This window comes from Ruegeria sp. HKCCA5763 (assembly GCF_013034545.1).
In the GTDB taxonomy this organism is placed as follows: domain Bacteria; phylum Pseudomonadota; class Alphaproteobacteria; order Rhodobacterales; family Rhodobacteraceae; genus Ruegeria.
In genome coordinates this window covers 104,524-119,258 of sequence record NZ_WQGF01000012.1, presented here as the reverse complement: position 1 = coordinate 119,258, position 14,735 = coordinate 104,524, and the positions used below count along the sequence as shown (strand labels likewise).

The 14,735-nt window shown below is 57.6% G+C and carries 20 protein-coding genes; 6 read left to right on the top strand and 14 right to left on the bottom strand.

From position 1 onward, the window contains the following. Nucleotides 1–45 precede the first annotated feature (45 nt). On the top strand, nt 46–600 hold the full coding sequence (locus GOV89_RS18810) for a hypothetical protein (RefSeq protein ID WP_171236150.1): 555 nt from the start codon (nt 46–48) through the stop codon (nt 598–600). Nucleotides 601–636: 36 nt separating this feature from the next. After that, nucleotides 637–1,029, top strand: coding sequence for an META domain-containing protein (locus GOV89_RS18805; RefSeq protein ID WP_171180756.1), 393 nt, complete (start codon nt 637–639; stop codon nt 1,027–1,029). Here the strand turns inward: GOV89_RS18805 and recO are convergent. Then, nucleotides 1,013–1,738, bottom strand: a complete 726-nt coding sequence (gene recO / locus GOV89_RS18800; protein WP_171180758.1) for a DNA repair protein RecO — start codon at nt 1,736–1,738, stop codon at nt 1,013–1,015. The genes GOV89_RS18805 and recO overlap by 17 nt on opposite strands. 195 nt (nt 1,739–1,933) lie before the next feature. On the opposite strand from recO, the gene GOV89_RS18795 reads away from it, so the two are divergent. Then, nucleotides 1,934–2,185 carry a hypothetical protein gene (locus GOV89_RS18795; protein ID WP_171180760.1) on the top strand — a complete coding sequence of 84 codons (252 nt, stop codon included), beginning with the start codon at nt 1,934–1,936 and terminating at the stop codon, nt 2,183–2,185. Nucleotides 2,186–2,447: 262 nt separating this feature from the next. Then, nucleotides 2,448–2,837 (top strand): VOC family protein, encoded by a 390-nt coding sequence (locus tag GOV89_RS18790; RefSeq protein WP_171180762.1) that lies wholly within the window; start codon nt 2,448–2,450, stop codon nt 2,835–2,837. Nucleotides 2,838–2,896: 59 nt separating this feature from the next. On the opposite strand, the gene GOV89_RS18785 is transcribed toward GOV89_RS18790, so the two are convergent. The 3 genes from GOV89_RS18785 to era form a co-directional block, all read right to left on the bottom strand. Further along, a complete protein-coding gene (locus GOV89_RS18785) occupies nt 2,897–3,220 on the bottom strand; it encodes a SemiSWEET transporter (RefSeq protein ID WP_171180764.1) in 324 nt (107 codons plus the stop codon). A 113-nt stretch (nt 3,221–3,333) separates the two neighbouring features. After that, nucleotides 3,334–3,663, bottom strand: coding sequence for a DUF1491 family protein (locus GOV89_RS18780; RefSeq protein WP_171180765.1), 330 nt, complete (start codon nt 3,661–3,663; stop codon nt 3,334–3,336). Continuing rightward, nucleotides 3,660–4,568: a GTPase Era gene (gene era / locus GOV89_RS18775; protein ID WP_171238814.1), complete on the bottom strand. Its 909-nt coding sequence runs from the start codon at nt 4,566–4,568 to the stop codon at nt 3,660–3,662. The genes GOV89_RS18780 and era overlap by 4 nt, the downstream gene beginning before the upstream one ends. A gap of 160 nt (nt 4,569–4,728) precedes the next feature. Between era and GOV89_RS18770 the strand changes: the two genes are divergently transcribed. Continuing rightward, nucleotides 4,729–6,111, top strand: coding sequence for a multicopper oxidase family protein (locus GOV89_RS18770; protein WP_171238813.1), 1,383 nt, complete (start codon nt 4,729–4,731; stop codon nt 6,109–6,111). Nucleotides 6,112–6,113: 2 nt separating this feature from the next. Here GOV89_RS18770 and GOV89_RS18765 read toward each other — a convergent pair whose 3' ends face one another. The 10 genes from GOV89_RS18765 to folK all read right to left on the bottom strand — a co-directional run bounded on the left by GOV89_RS18765 (nt 6,114) and on the right by folK (nt 13,892). After that, on the bottom strand, nt 6,114–6,632 hold the full coding sequence (locus GOV89_RS18765; RefSeq protein ID WP_171238812.1) for a GNAT family N-acetyltransferase: 519 nt from the start codon (nt 6,630–6,632) through the stop codon (nt 6,114–6,116). Nucleotides 6,633–6,636: 4 nt separating this feature from the next. Beyond that, the gene (gene rnc / locus GOV89_RS18760) at nt 6,637–7,329 is read right to left on the bottom strand and encodes a ribonuclease III (protein WP_171238811.1); all 693 of its coding nucleotides are present in this window, start codon (nt 7,327–7,329) and stop codon (nt 6,637–6,639) included. Beyond that, nucleotides 7,326–8,165, bottom strand: a complete 840-nt coding sequence (lepB, locus tag GOV89_RS18755) for a signal peptidase I (protein WP_171238810.1) — start codon at nt 8,163–8,165, stop codon at nt 7,326–7,328. Before lepB ends, rnc begins: the two co-directional genes overlap by 4 nt. Nucleotides 8,166–8,225: 60 nt before the next feature. Next, complete coding sequence (acpS, locus tag GOV89_RS18750; protein ID WP_171236156.1) at nt 8,226–8,645, bottom strand: holo-ACP synthase; 420 nt, start codon at nt 8,643–8,645, stop codon at nt 8,226–8,228. After that, the gene (locus tag GOV89_RS18745; protein ID WP_171236157.1) at nt 8,642–9,265 is read right to left on the bottom strand and encodes a LysE family translocator; all 624 of its coding nucleotides are present in this window, start codon (nt 9,263–9,265) and stop codon (nt 8,642–8,644) included. Before GOV89_RS18745 ends, acpS begins: the two co-directional genes overlap by 4 nt. Further along, complete coding sequence (locus GOV89_RS18740) at nt 9,262–10,008, bottom strand: pyridoxine 5'-phosphate synthase (RefSeq protein ID WP_171238809.1); 747 nt, start codon at nt 10,006–10,008, stop codon at nt 9,262–9,264. Before GOV89_RS18740 ends, GOV89_RS18745 begins: the two co-directional genes overlap by 4 nt. Further along, nucleotides 10,001–10,699 (bottom strand): DUF2062 domain-containing protein, encoded by a 699-nt coding sequence (locus GOV89_RS18735; protein WP_171180784.1) that lies wholly within the window; start codon nt 10,697–10,699, stop codon nt 10,001–10,003. Before GOV89_RS18735 ends, GOV89_RS18740 begins: the two co-directional genes overlap by 8 nt. A 16-nt stretch (nt 10,700–10,715) precedes the next feature. Next, entirely contained in the window at nt 10,716–12,848 is a 2,133-nt protein-coding gene (locus tag GOV89_RS18730; protein ID WP_171238808.1) for a bifunctional (p)ppGpp synthetase/guanosine-3',5'-bis(diphosphate) 3'-pyrophosphohydrolase, read from the bottom strand. Nucleotides 12,849–12,874: 26 nt separating this feature from the next. Further along, on the bottom strand, nt 12,875–13,228 hold the full coding sequence (gene rpoZ / locus GOV89_RS18725) for a DNA-directed RNA polymerase subunit omega (protein WP_171180788.1): 354 nt from the start codon (nt 13,226–13,228) through the stop codon (nt 12,875–12,877). A gap of 94 nt (nt 13,229–13,322) precedes the next feature. After that, nucleotides 13,323–13,892 carry a 2-amino-4-hydroxy-6-hydroxymethyldihydropteridine diphosphokinase gene (gene folK, locus GOV89_RS18720; protein ID WP_171238807.1) on the bottom strand — a complete coding sequence of 190 codons (570 nt, stop codon included), beginning with the start codon at nt 13,890–13,892 and terminating at the stop codon, nt 13,323–13,325. 138 nt (nt 13,893–14,030) lie between these two features. On the opposite strand from folK, the gene GOV89_RS18715 reads away from it, so the two are divergent. Then, on the top strand, nt 14,031–14,606 hold the full coding sequence (locus GOV89_RS18715) for an NYN domain-containing protein (protein ID WP_050605228.1): 576 nt from the start codon (nt 14,031–14,033) through the stop codon (nt 14,604–14,606). The last annotated feature ends 129 nt before the right edge of the window (nt 14,607–14,735 follow it).

Genomic DNA, 14,735 nt, shown 5'->3' with positions numbered 1-14,735 from the left:
AGCACCCAGCGAAACAGGCCCAGTCAACGGAATGGTGAGCATAAAATGATCCGACGACTCTTTGCGCTTTGGGCGATACTTGCTGCACTTGTGCTGGGCGGCTGCTCCGTCAGTCAACCGAACGCGACCCAAAGCGACATCGATGCGCTGACACAGGCCATCCGGTCGCTCGGGCCCGAGGTTGATCCCGTCGAGGCGCAACAGGCTGCCACGATCTCCTACACCTATTCTCAGCAATTGGCGCGGGAATGGAACATCACCGATCCAGCCATCATCCACAATGCCAAGATCGCTAACGGATTTCGCGAGTTTGGTCTGTGCAACGATTGGGCACAGGCCATGACCGCACGGCTACGGCAGGAAAACTTCCGCACGCTCGACTTGCATTGGGTCACGTCTCCACCAACGCAGTTTCGGATCATCCATCATTCCGCGCTGATCAGCGCCAAAGGGGATTCGATGTATGACGGTATCATTCTGGACCCGTGGCGGAATAGCGGCGCATTGTACTGGGCACCCGTGCGCGAGGACACCAAATACAACTGGAGGCCACGCCGTGAAGTGCGCCGGGACTTGCTGAGCGGCACGATCCCCTATTGAGTTTTCCCTACAGCCTAATTGGGTTAAGACCCTGAAATGACCCGCCTGATCCTGACTCTGCCCCTGCTGGGCCTGTTCCAATGTGAAAAAGACGAAACCGTCGCCGCCTATGGCGCTGCGGACCGGACATGGGTGTTGCAGGAAATCGATGGCCAACCTTACGAGGCCAGCGCCCTGCTGCGCTTTCCAGAAGAGGGTAAGATTGCAGGAAACGCCCCTTGCAACAGCTACACAGGCACTCTGAATGCGCCCTACCCCTGGTTTGAGATACAAGACCTGAGCGCAACACGAGCCGCTTGTGCGGGACTCGAGGCAGAGGGGTTCTATTTCGCCGCCCTCATGGCCATGACCCAATCCGAAGTGTCCGGCGACGTGCTGATCCTGCGCAATGAGGATGAGCACGAGATGGTGTTCACAGCCGCCGAGTAACCTGATCCACAAACCGCGCACGTGCTTCTGGCAGCGGGTTATGCCCCAAAGACGGGGCGACACGGTGTTCCAAGAAATACCCGGTCGTACGCAAGGCCTCGGCGATCTCGGTGTCCGGCGCGGTACCTTGGCCGCGCAGGCACGGCGGCAACGGCAACAGCTTGTCCGCCCATTCCCCGGCACCTTTTGCACTGACGGCGCGACCCGTTTTGGGTGACACGTAAACCAGCCCTTCCGTCACTCCGGTCACGGCGCAAGTGGTCAGGTCAAGACCAAAGCCCAGCTCATCCAGCAAAGCAAGCTCCCAACGCAAATACGCCAGCGGCCAGATTTCATCCTGACCCAGCAGATCCATCAATTGTTCGGTCCGCTTGTAAAGCGCGGGATGCGGTTCGCGTTCGGGCAGGCAGAAGGATAGCAACGCCACAACGGCATTGAGCCCGGACAATGCCAGCCGCCCCGAAAACGCGGCCGCCGCGCGGGACCTCAGCGGTTCAACCTGAAACGTGCCCAGATGCTCTTCCAGCCGCGCGCGCCACAGCACGTCCAGCTGCGCGCCTGGTTGCAAAATGGGCGCGACCTTACGGCTGGTTCCACCGCGTACAACACCGGCGTGACGCCCGTGGGCCTCGGTGAAGACCTCTATTATCGCCGCAGTCTCACCGTGGTTGCGAGAGGTCAGAAGTATGCCGTGATCACGCCAGTCCAAAACTCGACCTTGTTGCTGCTTGGGTTAAACCGCAGAAAATCCCAAGCCGAGTTAGTACGCAAGTGCAGAACCTGCCCTGCCTGTATCGTTCAAGGTTCTTTTCAGAAACAGCCATAGTTTTGTGACTTCCTGCCAGCCATCTTGCACAACCTCACAAGCTCGCCCAACTGCGCTTCAAATGGAAGGGGTCAAGCAATGATCGATGACGAACCGCAACCTGGGGCTTACTACGACGCACGAAACATCTGGACGCATGATCCAACGGCTGCTGACATGCAGGTGTATGAGAGGTTCGCTTCGACCGTTGTAGATCTGGTGCAGGTGCTGGACGACAACAAACCCATGCTATCAAGGGATGTTTACGCGCGCTTGTTCTCATCACTGCTACAGATGTCCAGAGTGTTGGGCGCGTACGAAGACGGCTGGAGTGGTCAAAACAACATGTGAGGTTTGCCCACACAGAATAGCAAGCCAAAACCCTGCCCTTTTGAACATAGGGCCGTGTAAGGCGAGTCTGTCGCAATTCCCTTCAGTCCCAGCAAAGGCAGCCTTCAACACGGATCTAGGTCACTTCCAGCGTGGTATTACATCACGGTCCGAAGTCACGGTTTCGCGGGGATCGGGCTGACCACAGTACAAGAATCGCATTGCACGAATGCAATTCCGCCATTAATGTTCCCTTTATGTTCTACTTTTAGGGATTTCAGAAATGTCACTCAACTATGTCATGATCGGTTCAAACGACGTTGTTAAGGCGCGCACATACTATGATGCGGTTGTGTCAACAATGGGCGGAAAAGTCGTCGCCGAGTACATGCCGCATGCAGTATGCTATGAGCTGCGCGGTGGCGGGTGCATATGGGTCGCGACGCCGTTCGATAAGGAAGTTGCGACAATCGGAAATGGCAACATGGTTGGCTTGCTTTGCCAAAGCGAAAAGGAAGTGAGAGATGCACACGAAACAGCGCTGGCCCATGGCGGCACAAACGAGGGCGACCCTGGTGATCGCCCACAATACGGTCCGAACTTCTTTGGCGCCTATGCCCGCGACCCGGATGGGAATAAGATGAGCTTTGTTTACTTCAGCGATGCAGGTTGAAGGCATCGTGAATGATTTTCCGGGGCGATGTTGATAGGAATTCCAAGGACGTCGGAAGATCAGAACGTCACACCGGCATGAATCAGAATACCCACGACCATCAGCAGATTCAGCACCGTTGAGATTCCGTTGCCCACATAGATGGGCAACTTGCCGACCACCAGCCCATAGGCAAACCACAGAAAAGACAGCCCCGCATAAAGCGACCAGGATAGCAGCGACTGACCTGAGGCGTGATCGGAATGGGTAAAGTAGAGCTTGACCAGTTGCGGAAGCGTGGCGAATGGGCCGACGACACCGACAAAGACCATGAAGTTCTCGAACCGCTGCATCCAGTGGCCAAGTTCCGATTTTTCCAGTTTCTCAGCAAGTGTTTCAGTCACGAGAACACCTCATCGTTTTGCATTGATCCAAGGGGCAATCAGCCCTGAACGGCCAGATGTCATTTGAAAATAGTCACTTTGATCCACGCGTCAAAGCGCGATCTGTGCAGAGGTTACTCCAAACCCTCTTCGCCAAGCAGATGTCGCCCTTGTCGGTCCTCAACTTCAATCACCCAAAGGTCAGGGTCAAAGCTGCGCTGTTTGGTGATGGCGGCGTCCACATCCATCTCAGTGCCGCTGGAAAGCTCGACCCATTTTCGCTCACCACTCATCAGGTCAAAGCTGCGTTGGAATGCGGCGGCCTTTCCGTCCAGCGTATTGAGCTTAACCAGAACCGCCCCAGCAGTGTCATCGCCATGGGCCACAACAAAGGCCGGGATTTCCTGAAACCGAAGCCGTGCCAGATAGGCATGAACCCAGAATTCGGCCGTCAGGCGGGTCATGCGTTGCCGTCTTTGAAGTCCAGCCCCATTTCCGAATACCGCTCGGATTCTTCCAACCAGTTGGGCCGGACTTTCACTTGCAGAAACAGGTGAATCTTACGGTCAAGGAACTCTTCCAATTCGGCCCGCGCCGCCTGACTGACAGCCTTGATCGTCTCGCCGCGTTTGCCCAGCACGATGCCTTTGTGACCATCGCGCATGACATAGATGACCTGATCGATTTTGGCAGAGCCATCTTTGCGCTCTTCCCAGTTTTCGGTCTCGACGGTCAGCTGATAAGGCAGTTCCTGATGCAGGCGGAGGGTCAGTTTCTCACGCGTCATTTCAGCCGCGATCATGCGTAACGGCAAATCAGAGATCTGATCTTCAGGATAAAGCCACGGGCCTTCCGGCAGTTTCGCTGCCAACCATTTGCGCAGATCGTCTACACCGTGTCCCTTTTCGGCCGAGATCATGAAAGTTTCTGCAAACGGATAGCGGGCGTTCAGGTCGCTGGTCAGCGCCAGCAACTTCTCGGACGGCACCTTGTCGATCTTGTTGATCGCCAGCGCGATGGTCCGGCCCTGCCCGATCTCTTCCAGCCCCTCAAGGATGCGTTCAACCCCTTCGGTGATCCCGCGATGCGCCTCGACCATCAGGACAACAACATCGGCATCCGCTGCCCCACCCCACGCGGCAGCGACCATGGCGCGGTCCAGGCGGCGGCGGGGCTTAAACAGGCCCGGCGTGTCAACAAAGACCAGCTGCGCGTCACCCTCCATCGCCACACCCCGAATGCGGGCGCGTGTGGTCTGCACCTTGTGCGTCACGATCGAGACCTTGGCCCCAACCATGCGGTTCAGAAGGGTGGATTTGCCTGCGTTGGGCTCTCCGATCAAGGCGATAAATCCGGCGCGTGTGGTCATATATCTGGCGTTCCTGTTTGCAATTGCGCTCTGCTATAGCAGAAAGGACCTTTGGGCCAGAGGGATTTGTCGCATTGCAGCTATGCGCGGGCCAAGGCAAGTCAGGCACAGACGCCCAGCCGTTCCCAGCCCGACGACACATCCCTACAGAGAGGTCGCAATGAAACGTCGCAAGTTTCTTCTTGGAAGCGGTGCCGCTGCTGGTGCCTTGGGTTTGGGTGGTTTGTCTTTGGCGGCAAGCGATGCCACGCAAGACCTCGTGTTGCAGCCCGCCAGCTACAGGTTGCGCAATCGGTTGACCACGGGGATGGTCAGCCTTTACCCCGACGCACCACCACCGGTTCTGTATGGACGGCAAGGCGACGTCATGCGGCTTACGGTGCGCAATACCCTTCCCGATTACACCGCAATGCACTGGCACGGGCTGCGCATCGCCAACAAGATGGACGGGGTGCCTTATCTGACCCAGATGCCAATCGGCGAGGATGACAGCTTTACCTATGAATTCACGCCACCGGACGCGGGCACATATTGGTACCACCCCCACTGCATGACAATGGATCAAATGGCCCACGGGTTGACCGGCGTCATGGTGATTGCCGAGCGGGAAGACCCCGGTTTCGACAGCGAGCAAGTGATCAATCTGCGTGATTTCCGACTTGACGAAGAAGACGCGTTTTTGCCCGCTTATACGGCGCGTGGTGCTGCGCGCGCAGGTACGTTTGGCAATGTCCAGACTGCAAACTGGTTGACAGAAGCAGTGTATGATCACGCGGCAGGCACCCTTGTGCGGCTGCGCGTCGTCAATACGGACACAACCCGCATCTACAAGCTGCATCTTGAAGGGGCTGAGGCGCAGATCATTGCGTGGGACGGGCATCCGGTTGAGATCGACCTGACCTTACCCACAACCGATGCACCGCTTTTGCTGGGCCCGGGTCAGCGGGCGGATTTTGCCGTACTGATGCCAGACGATGAAGGGCAGTCGGTGGCACTTGTCGCCAAATTTCCTGGACAGAAACACCGCGCGATGGCGCGGTTGCGCGCGACCGGACAATCCACAGCGCGCGATATGAGGGAATTGCGCCCTTTGCGCAGAAACCCTGTTCTGCGCCCTGAACTGAACCAAGCCGAGCTGCATGAGTTCGTGTTCGGCTGGACGACTGAAGGTGGCCCTCCGAATGACGGGTTCTGCGGGTCACTGGGGTATAGTTTCTGGTCGATCAACCGCACGCCGTGGCCCGGAGATGCAGCACAGGGAACCGGTCCGCTGGCCGTGCTGGAACAAGGCAAGAGCTATGTTCTGCGCCTCCGTAACGAATCTCCTAACTTGCACCCGATCCACCTGCACGGACTGGCTTTCGTGCCGCTGAAATCGAACCTGCGCGCCCTGCCGCCCTTGATGACCGACACGATGCTTTTGTTGAAAGACGAGACCATTGATATCGCGCTGGTCGCTGACAACCCCGGCGACTGGGCCTTTCATTGCCACGTGATAGAGCATCAGAAAACCGGGCTGGCAGGGTTCATTCGGGTGGTTTGACACTAGCCCAGCGTCGCTACGTCCAGCGCCAGAACATGGTTCGGATAGGCTTGGTCGCCGATCCGAAAGTCCGTAACGCCAACCTGCCTGAACCCTTTGGACAGGTAGAAATCGATAGCGGGTGCGTTTTCGGAATTTGTTGTCAGCCAGATCTCGCCCTGCCCTTTATCGCGGCAGTGGTCGGTCGCTAATTGCAGCAAGGCTGACCCAATACCCTTACCATGATGCCGCGGCTGGACATAAAATGTCACGATCTCAAGATCGGACAGCCCGTCGACAGGAGCTGCGCGACCTTCTGAAACCCGAACATAGCCATCAATGCCATCCCGGTTTTCCGAGACCACCAAAAGGTCCGAACCTTCCTCGATAAGTGCTTCAAACCGCGCCGCTGTAAACTCAGCCAGTACAAACTCGGCGAACAAAGAACTCACGCCATGACGCAGGTAGGTGCCCACCCAGACTTCAATCGACAAAGCAGCCAGGCTGGTAGCATCCGCCTTTACGGCTGGCCTGAAATTCATTTCCCTAAGAGGAACTGGGCGGGCTCAACCTCTCAAGCAGCGCCTTCGCAGCTGCCTGCTCGGCTTGCCGCTTGGATCCCGCAGTTGCCTGTGCCTCGGTTCCGTCCTGAAGGCGGGCGGCAATGGTAAAGATCGGCGCGTGATCCGGACCGCTGCGCTTGATCTCGACATACGAGGGCGGTTTTTGGCCACGGGCCTGCGCCCACTCCTGAAGCGAGGTCTTGGCATCGCGGGCGTCGGCCTCGACTTTGTGAATACGGTCCCCCCACAGGGCTAAGATGACATCGCGGGCGGCCTCAAACCCGGCATCGCGATAGATGGCTGCAATGACAGCCTCCATCGCATCACCCAGCAGCGCCTGTTTGCGGCGACCTCCGGACAACATCTCGGACCGGCCCAGCTTCAGCACCGCGCCCAGATCGATCTGACGCGCAACATCGGCACAAGCCTCTTTGCGGACCAATGCGTTGAATCGAGGGGCCAGCTGACCTTCGGAGGCTTTCTTATCGGCCTCTAGCAGCGCCGTGGCCATAACAAGGCCCAACACTCGGTCGCCCAGAAACTCCAGCCGCTGATTGTCGGGCCGGGTAGACGACGACACCGAGCCGTGGGTCAACGCGCGCACCAGCAGTTCGGGGTTGGTGAACTCGTACCCCAAACGCTGCTGGAACGCTTTTATTTCAGCCGATAGCTTCAATTGACCACCTTGAAGAACCGATCACCGCGCCAGGTCCAGAAAAACAACATCGATCGGCCCGCAGACGAGAACATGATCCGATCAGCGCGACCGATCAGGTTTTCGTACGGCACATAGCCCACCCCACCTGCAGATTGCGGCAGGCGGCTGTCGCTGGAATTGTCGCGGTTGTCGCCCATGAAGAAATAGTGGCCCTCGGGCACGGTATAGATGCCGGTATTGTCCGACCCCTGATTGCCGATGTTCAGCACGTCATAAGACACCCCATTTGGCAGGGTTTCGATCAGGCGTGATTTTTCACAAGCACCACCAATACCAACAGCTCCATTTTCACAACGGGGACGCAGACGCTGAGGCCCCTGAGGTTCAGCGACTTCGGTAAAGACGCCGTCGGGCTGCTGTGGAACCGGCGTGCCATTTAGGATGATCTGACCTTCACGGATCTGGATGCGATCCCCCGGCAAGCCGATCAGACGCTTGATATAATCGCGGCCCGTGACGGGGTGGCGGAAGACGATGACATCGCCGCGCTCAGGCTCACCGCCCCAGATGCGCGTATCACCATCGCCCTGCATCCAGCCGCAGATATCTTCGGCATCAACATTCAAACCGACGCTTGGAATGATTAGACTGGGGCAAGACGCGTATGAATACCCATAGGCCATCTTGTTAACGAAAAGGAAATCGCCGATCAGCAAGGTCTGCTTCATCGAGCCCGAGGGAATCCAGAACGGCTGAAAGAAGAGGGTGCGGAACACGCCTGCAATCAGCAGCGCATAGACGATGGTTTTGATCGTCTCCCAAACGGGATTTCCGGTTTTGGCTTCCTCGGCCATACTGCTCTCTCCAGTTCTGTGCTTGGCTTGGCTGCTACATGCGGGGGGGATGGGGGCAAGTCAAGGCTGCGTGGCGTGATCTTGAAGCGGACGCGCCTCGATCACCACAAATGCCTGGGCCCAGGGATGGTCATCCGTCAGGGTGACATGGATGATGGCCTCATATCCTTCGGGTGTCATTTCCCTGAGGCGCTCGGCGGCCCAGCCAGTGACATGCATGACAGGCTGGCCGGTTTTCAGATTGGTAACGGCCATGTCCTTCCACGCGATGCCCATGCGCAGCCCAGTGCCCAGCGCCTTAGAGCATGCCTCTTTCGCCGCCCAACGCTTGGCATAGGTGCCAGCGGTGTCGTGGCGGCGTTCGGCTTTACGCTGTTCGATGTCAGTAAAGACACGATTGCGGAACCGATCGCCAAAGCGGTCAAGCGTGCCTTGGATGCGGTCGATATTTGCGAGGTCTGTGCCGATACCGAGGATCATGACAACCGCACCGTCAGGATCTTGTAACTCGCCAAGCCAAAGAACCCGGCAAAGGCAAAATCGAACCAGCGGCGGGCGCGGCGGTAGGTTCGGACCATACGCTCGGACGAAAACAGAAACGCATAGCCGATGAAGATCATCAGCGATCCGGCATACAACATGGCGAAATAGCCCAGCAGCATCGACAGGCTGGCATTATTGGGTGCGACAATGGCATAGATCGAGCCCCAGCTGAGGATCGCTTTGGGGTTGGTCAGGTGGATCGCAGCGCCTTTGGCAAAGATCGTCGGCAGAGACCCGATGACTGGCTTGCCCAACGCAACCTCATTCGACGTCATCGCACGGCGCAGGGCCTTGAAGGCCAGCCAGCCCAGATAGGCGACACCGATGTACCGGATCACCTCGAACACCCAGACATTGGCCAGCATGATCGCCGACAAGCCCAGTGCAGCTGCTATGCCCCAAGCGGCGGACCCGGCGCAGATGCCCAGCGCAAAGACCAGACCGGCACGGCGGCCCTCGTTCATCGCGGTTCCGGCAATGCCCATCGTGGCAGGCCCCGGAGAGCCGCCAGCCATCAGCCAGGCCAGCCAGATGGCGACAAAGCCGGGCGTGATCACGTGCGCGCCTCGTCCATCAAGCGGCGCATTTCCTGAATGGCGGGGGTGAGGCCCAGAAAAATCGATTCACCAATCAGGAAATGGCCGATATTTAGCTCTTTCACCTCAGGGAAGGCCGCAACCGGCTTGACCGTGTCATAGGTCAGACCATGCCCCGCGTGCACCTCAAGCCCCAGCGAGTGGGCAAACGCAGACATCTGGCGCAGCGATTCAAGTTCTTGCGTGGCATCTCCCATGCGGCCCTCTGCGTGGGCGTCGCAATAGGCACCGGTGTGCAATTCGATCACTTCGGCGCCAATACGGTGGGCCGCCTCGATCTGGCGCTGGTCAGCGGCGATGAAGATCGACACGCGGCAGCCGACATCGCGCAGCGGCGCGATAAAATGAGCCAGCTTGTTTTCTTCACGCGCGACTTCAAGCCCGCCTTCGGTGGTACGTTCCTCGCGCTTTTCAGGCACGATGCAGACCGCGTGCGGTTTGTGCCGCAGGGCGATTTTCTGCATCTCTTCCGTGGCGGCCATTTCAAAGTTCAATGGCACCGACAGAACTTCCATCAACCCGTCGATATCAGCGTCCGATATATGGCGGCGGTCTTCGCGCAAATGCGCCGTGATGCCATCAGCACCAGCCTCTTCCGCCAGTTTGGCGGCGCGTAGCGGATCGGGATAAGCCCCGCCCCGCGCATTGCGCACAGTGGCAACGTGATCAATGTTCACACCAAGCCGCAGATGGTTCTCAGACATCCCTCGATTCCTTTTGAGTCGTTTGGCCCGAGCCTAGTGGCTCTGCCGGATAAACGGCAGTCGATTCTTCGGCCAAGCGCTTGATTTCCTCAAACTTCGCCTTGATCTTGGCGCGACGTCGCTGCTGATAGGTTAGGATCAATGGCAGGCTGAGGTAATAACAGACCACACCCGCCACAATGCCGGGGATGATGCCACCAATCATATAGGGGTAGAAGACGTCATCGTAGAACTGCGCCAACCCATGCCAATCTGCCACGCGGTCTGTAAACAAGGCCACAAAGTTATTCTTGAGATCACCGATGGCGTCAGCGAACTTTCCCATCAGCCCCTGTGTGTCACCCTCTTCATATTCGGTTCCTAACAGAAAGTGCCCGGTCTGCAGGCAGATCACACCGATCGGCACATAGGTCAGAGGGTTACCGAAAAATGTGCCACTCAGCGCGGCCAGAATGTTTCCCTTGATCAGCCTTGCGCCAACAGCCGCGACCAGAAAATGCAATCCGTAGAACGGGGTGAACGCCGCAAAAACCCCTGCCCCAATTCCACGCGCAATTCGGTCAGGCGAATCTGGAAGACGGCGAACTCGGTGTTTTACATAGTGAAAAGCGCGGGTCCACCCACCACGCGGATAGACAAACTCCGACGCGACTTGGACAGCAGAGCGTCGGTCTCGGCGCTTGAATACCACGCGTGCTCACCCTTCCTCAGCCAGCCGCAACCGCAGCTTTGGTCTGATCCCGATACCGTTCGACGGCCGCAACATCGCTTTCCGCCTCAAGCATCAGCATAAGCGAATGCAACTGTTCAAGGTCGCGCAGTTCGACATTGATCAGCAGACGGTAAAAATCCGGTTTGCGGTCAACAAATTCCAAGTTTGAGATATTGGCCTTTTTCTCGCCGATCAATGTGCAAATACGACCCAGAACTCCTGCATCGTTGCCGATGGTCAGATCCAATGTCGCACCATAGACGGCAGGGTGGGTTCCCGAATGCCAGTGCAGATCGACCCAGCGGTCGGGTTCGCCTTCAAACTCACTCAGCCGGTTGCAGTCGATGGCGTGTACCACCACGCCCTTGCCCCGGTACGTGATGCCGACAATACGTTCTCCCGGCAATGGCTGGCAGCATGGGGCGCGATCGAATTTCTGACCTGGTTCAAGGCCGATCACGGCGCGACGCAGTGGAATGGCGTCACCATCGTCCTTAGCCAGTTCAGGATAAACAGCCTCGACCACTTCATGCGCCGTCAGTTCAGCGCTGCCCAGACGGGCCAGCAATTCATGCCGATCTTTCAGGCGCAGGTGCTTGGCAGCAGTGTCCAGCGCCTTGTCTGTTGCCTTGCGTCCAACATGTTCGAAACCGGAACGCGCCAGTTCCTTGCCCAGCTTGATGAACCGCTCTCGGTCGACCTCGCGCAAGGCACGACGGATGGCGGTGCGGGCCTTGCCGGTGACGGCGATCTCAAGCCACGTGACCTGGGGCGTCTGACCGTCGGCGGTGATGATATCCACCGATTGCCCGTTCTTCAGCCGGGTCCAAAGCGGCACGCGAATGCCGTCCACCTTGGCCCCGACACAGGCATGGCCGATCCGGGTGTGGATAGCATAGGCAAAATCAATCGGCGTCGCCCCGCGCGGCAGCTTCACCACATCCCCTTTGGGCGTGAAGCAGAACACCTGGTCCGAATACATCTCGAGCTTGACGGCCTCGAGGAAGTCTTCGTGATCTTCTTCGTTGTCGAACTGCTCAGTCAGGTTCGAAATCCATTTGGCCGGGTCAACTGCAAAGGGGTTTTCGGTCCGTACACCGTCACGATAGGACCAATGCGCCGCAACGCCGGTTTCAGCCACGTCATGCATCTGGCGGGTGCGGATCTGAACCTCTACCCGTTTTCCGTCGCGCCCTGAAACAGTGGTGTGGATCGAGCGGTAACCGTTCGATTTCGGCTGACTGATGTAATCCTTGAACCGCCCCGGCACCGCGCGCCAGCGTTGGTGGATGGCACCAAGTGTGCGATAGCAGTCCTCTTCGGTCTGGGTGATGATGCGAAAGCCGTAAATGTCCGACAGGCGTGAAAAGCCCTGATCCTTTTCCTGCATCTTTCGCCAGATCGAATAGGGTTTTTTGGCGCGGCCAAACACTTCAGCCTCGATCCCCGCCTTTTCCAGCTCGTGCCGCATGTCGCCGGTGATGCGATGGATCACGTCACCGGTTTCGCGTTGCAGCGTGATAAAGCGCCGGATGATCGATTGGCGACCCTCGGGGTTCAGAACGCGGAAAGCGAGGTCTTCCAGTTCTTCGCGCATCCATTGCATACCCATCCGGCCCGCAAGCGGCGCATAGATGTCCATCGTCTCGCGCGCTTTAACCACCTGCTTTTCCGGGCGCATAGCCTTGATCGTACGCATGTTATGCAGACGGTCTGACAGCTTGACCAAAATGACCCGCAGGTCCTTGGACATGGCCATAAACAGCTTGCGGAAGTTTTCAGCCTGCTTGGTTTCGCGACTGGACAATTGCAGGTTGGTCAGCTTGGTCACGCCATCGACCAGCTTGGCGACCTCATCCCCAAACAGCTCGGCCACCTTGCCGTAATTGGCTTTGGTGTCTTCGATCGTGTCATGAAGCAGCGCCGTAATGATTGTCGCATCATCCAAACGCTGTTCGGTCAGGATGGCGGCAACGGCAACGGGATGGGTAAAATAGGGCTCGCCAGAATGGCGGAACTGCCCCTCATGCATCTGCTGACCGAATTCGTAAGCCAGAGTGATGCGTTCAGCATTCGTCTTGGGATTGTAGTTGCGGACCAGCGCAATCAGGTCGTCAGCAGAAATCATCCGGTCCGCACCTTCGTCATTAGGGCTTACCCCTGTCCCTGTGCCTCCATCAGAGCGCGCAGGAGTTTTTCTTCAGACATGTCGTCCATGGCAGGTTTGTCCGATTCGGCACCCATCAGCAGCGCCATCTGATCTTCTTCCGGCTCATCAACCTCGATCTGGGTTTGGTTGGCTTCGATCAGGCGCTCGCGCAGTTCATCCGCACTTTGGGTTTCGTCGGCGATTTCACGCAGGGACACGACAGGGTTCTTGTCGTTGTCGCGGTCAACGGTAATCGCTGCACCGGCGGAAATCTCACGCGCCCGATGGGCGGCAAGCATCACCAGCTCGAACCGGTTTGGAACCTTATCTACGCAATCTTCAACCGTCACGCGGGCCATGGGGCGCTCTCCGTTTCTGAATCCATGTCAGGAAGAGGTTTATCTAAGCGCGAATCCGCGCCTTGACAAGCAGGAAATACCCCAATTGCAAGGATCACAGTGGTGTGACCGCTGCAATATCGTCCGCAGGCAAATCGGTGACCATCTGCGATACCGTGCGATCCAGAACGGGATGACGCCAGTCGGGGGCGATATCGGCCATCGGCACCAGCACAAAAGCGCGGTCCTGCAGACGCGGATGAGGCAGGATCAGTTGATCCGGGGCCTCTTGCCGCTGCGCCTCTGGTGGCAACGTCAGCCAGCGATCGAACTGGGCGCGATCAGGCAGCACCTGTTCATCAAAACACACCAGGTCCAGATCCAGAGTTCGCATTCCCCAACGTTGTATCCGTTCGCGCCCAAACTCTTGTTCCACGGCGTGCAGCACACTTAACAACTCGGTCGCAGGTTTTTCGGTGGCGATCAAAGCCGCAGCGTTCACATAGTCCGGACCCGCCCCGGCGGGGAAGCAAGGCGTCGCGAAAAACCGGCTGACCGCGCGAATCACTACACCTTGACGCGAAATAGCGTCAAGTGCGTTCCGCAGCGTAACTTCGGGCCCTTTTCCTCTCAAGCTGAGATTTGCGCCCAGCGCAACAACGGCATTTGACAACGAATTGCTCATATAGCACCCTATATTCGACACATTGCATACTTGCGATAACCAGCAAAAGTTCTAATTATAGACCGACAGATCGCGCCAAATCATCACTCACTCACTCACCATGCGGGGCGGTCTGGATTATACCGGAAGGGACTATTTATGTTTTATAAAGACGAACGGCTAGCGCTGTTCATCGACGGCTCGAACCTTTATGCCGCGGCAAAAGCACTCGGTTTCGATATAGACTACAAACTTCTGCGGCAGGAATTCATGCGCCGTGGCAAGTTGCTTCGGGCTTTCTATTACACAGCGCTCCTGGAAAATGACGAGTATTCGCCGATCCGCCCATTGGTTGACTGGCTGCACTACAACGGCTTCACCATGGTCACGAAACCCGCCAAGGAATACACCGACAGCATGGGGCGTCGGAAAGTCAAAGGAAACATGGATATCGAACTTACCGTCGATGCCATGGAGCTTGCACCACGCGTGGATCATATCGTGCTGTTCTCGGGCGATGGGGATTTCCGCCCGTTGATTGCCAGCCTGCAACGTCAAGGCGTGCGCGTTTCGGTCGTGTCGACGATCCGCAGCCAGCCGCCGATGATCTCGGACGAACTGCGCCGCCAGGCTGACAACTTCATCGAACTGGAAGATTTGCGTGACGTAATCGGGCGCCCGCCGCGTGAAATGCCGGCTGAGCCGCGCAACGTCGCCATGGCCAGCAACAGCTGATCCGGCACTCTCTTTCTGATGGGGTAAATTTCGCGCGGTCAGGACCGAGGTCCTGGCCGCGCTTCTTTAACTATAAACAGGTGCTGAAACAAAACCTGACTAGCATCGATTCGTGTCAGTTGAATGACG

What these genes read in the sequence shown, in the direction of transcription:
- GOV89_RS18810 (WP_171236150.1), top strand. Translation starts at nt 46, where the DNA reads ATGATCCGACGACTCTTTGCGCTTTGGGCGATACTTGCTGCACTTGTG.
- GOV89_RS18805 (WP_171180756.1), top strand. Translation starts at nt 637, where the DNA reads ATGACCCGCCTGATCCTGACTCTGCCCCTGCTGGGCCTGTTCCAATGT.
- GOV89_RS18795 (WP_171180760.1), top strand. Translation starts at nt 1,934, where the DNA reads ATGATCGATGACGAACCGCAACCTGGGGCTTACTACGACGCACGAAAC.
- GOV89_RS18790 (WP_171180762.1), top strand. Translation starts at nt 2,448, where the DNA reads ATGTCACTCAACTATGTCATGATCGGTTCAAACGACGTTGTTAAGGCG.
- GOV89_RS18780 (WP_171180765.1), bottom strand. Translation starts at nt 3,663, where the DNA reads ATGACCCGCCTGACGGCCGAATTCTGGGTTCATGCCTATCTGGCACGG.
- era (WP_171238814.1), bottom strand. Translation starts at nt 4,568, where the DNA reads ATGACCACACGCGCCGGATTTATCGCCTTGATCGGAGAGCCCAACGCA.
- GOV89_RS18770 (WP_171238813.1), top strand. Translation starts at nt 4,729, where the DNA reads ATGAAACGTCGCAAGTTTCTTCTTGGAAGCGGTGCCGCTGCTGGTGCC.
- GOV89_RS18765 (WP_171238812.1), bottom strand. Translation starts at nt 6,632, where the DNA reads ATGAATTTCAGGCCAGCCGTAAAGGCGGATGCTACCAGCCTGGCTGCT.
- lepB (WP_171238810.1), bottom strand. Translation starts at nt 8,165, where the DNA reads ATGGCCGAGGAAGCCAAAACCGGAAATCCCGTTTGGGAGACGATCAAA.
- acpS (WP_171236156.1), bottom strand. Translation starts at nt 8,645, where the DNA reads ATGATCCTCGGTATCGGCACAGACCTCGCAAATATCGACCGCATCCAA.
- GOV89_RS18740 (WP_171238809.1), bottom strand. Translation starts at nt 10,008, where the DNA reads ATGTCTGAGAACCATCTGCGGCTTGGTGTGAACATTGATCACGTTGCC.
- GOV89_RS18730 (WP_171238808.1), bottom strand. Translation starts at nt 12,848, where the DNA reads ATGATTTCTGCTGACGACCTGATTGCGCTGGTCCGCAACTACAATCCC.
- rpoZ (WP_171180788.1), bottom strand. Translation starts at nt 13,228, where the DNA reads ATGGCCCGCGTGACGGTTGAAGATTGCGTAGATAAGGTTCCAAACCGG.
- folK (WP_171238807.1), bottom strand. Translation starts at nt 13,892, where the DNA reads ATGAGCAATTCGTTGTCAAATGCCGTTGTTGCGCTGGGCGCAAATCTC.
- GOV89_RS18715 (WP_050605228.1), top strand. Translation starts at nt 14,031, where the DNA reads ATGTTTTATAAAGACGAACGGCTAGCGCTGTTCATCGACGGCTCGAAC.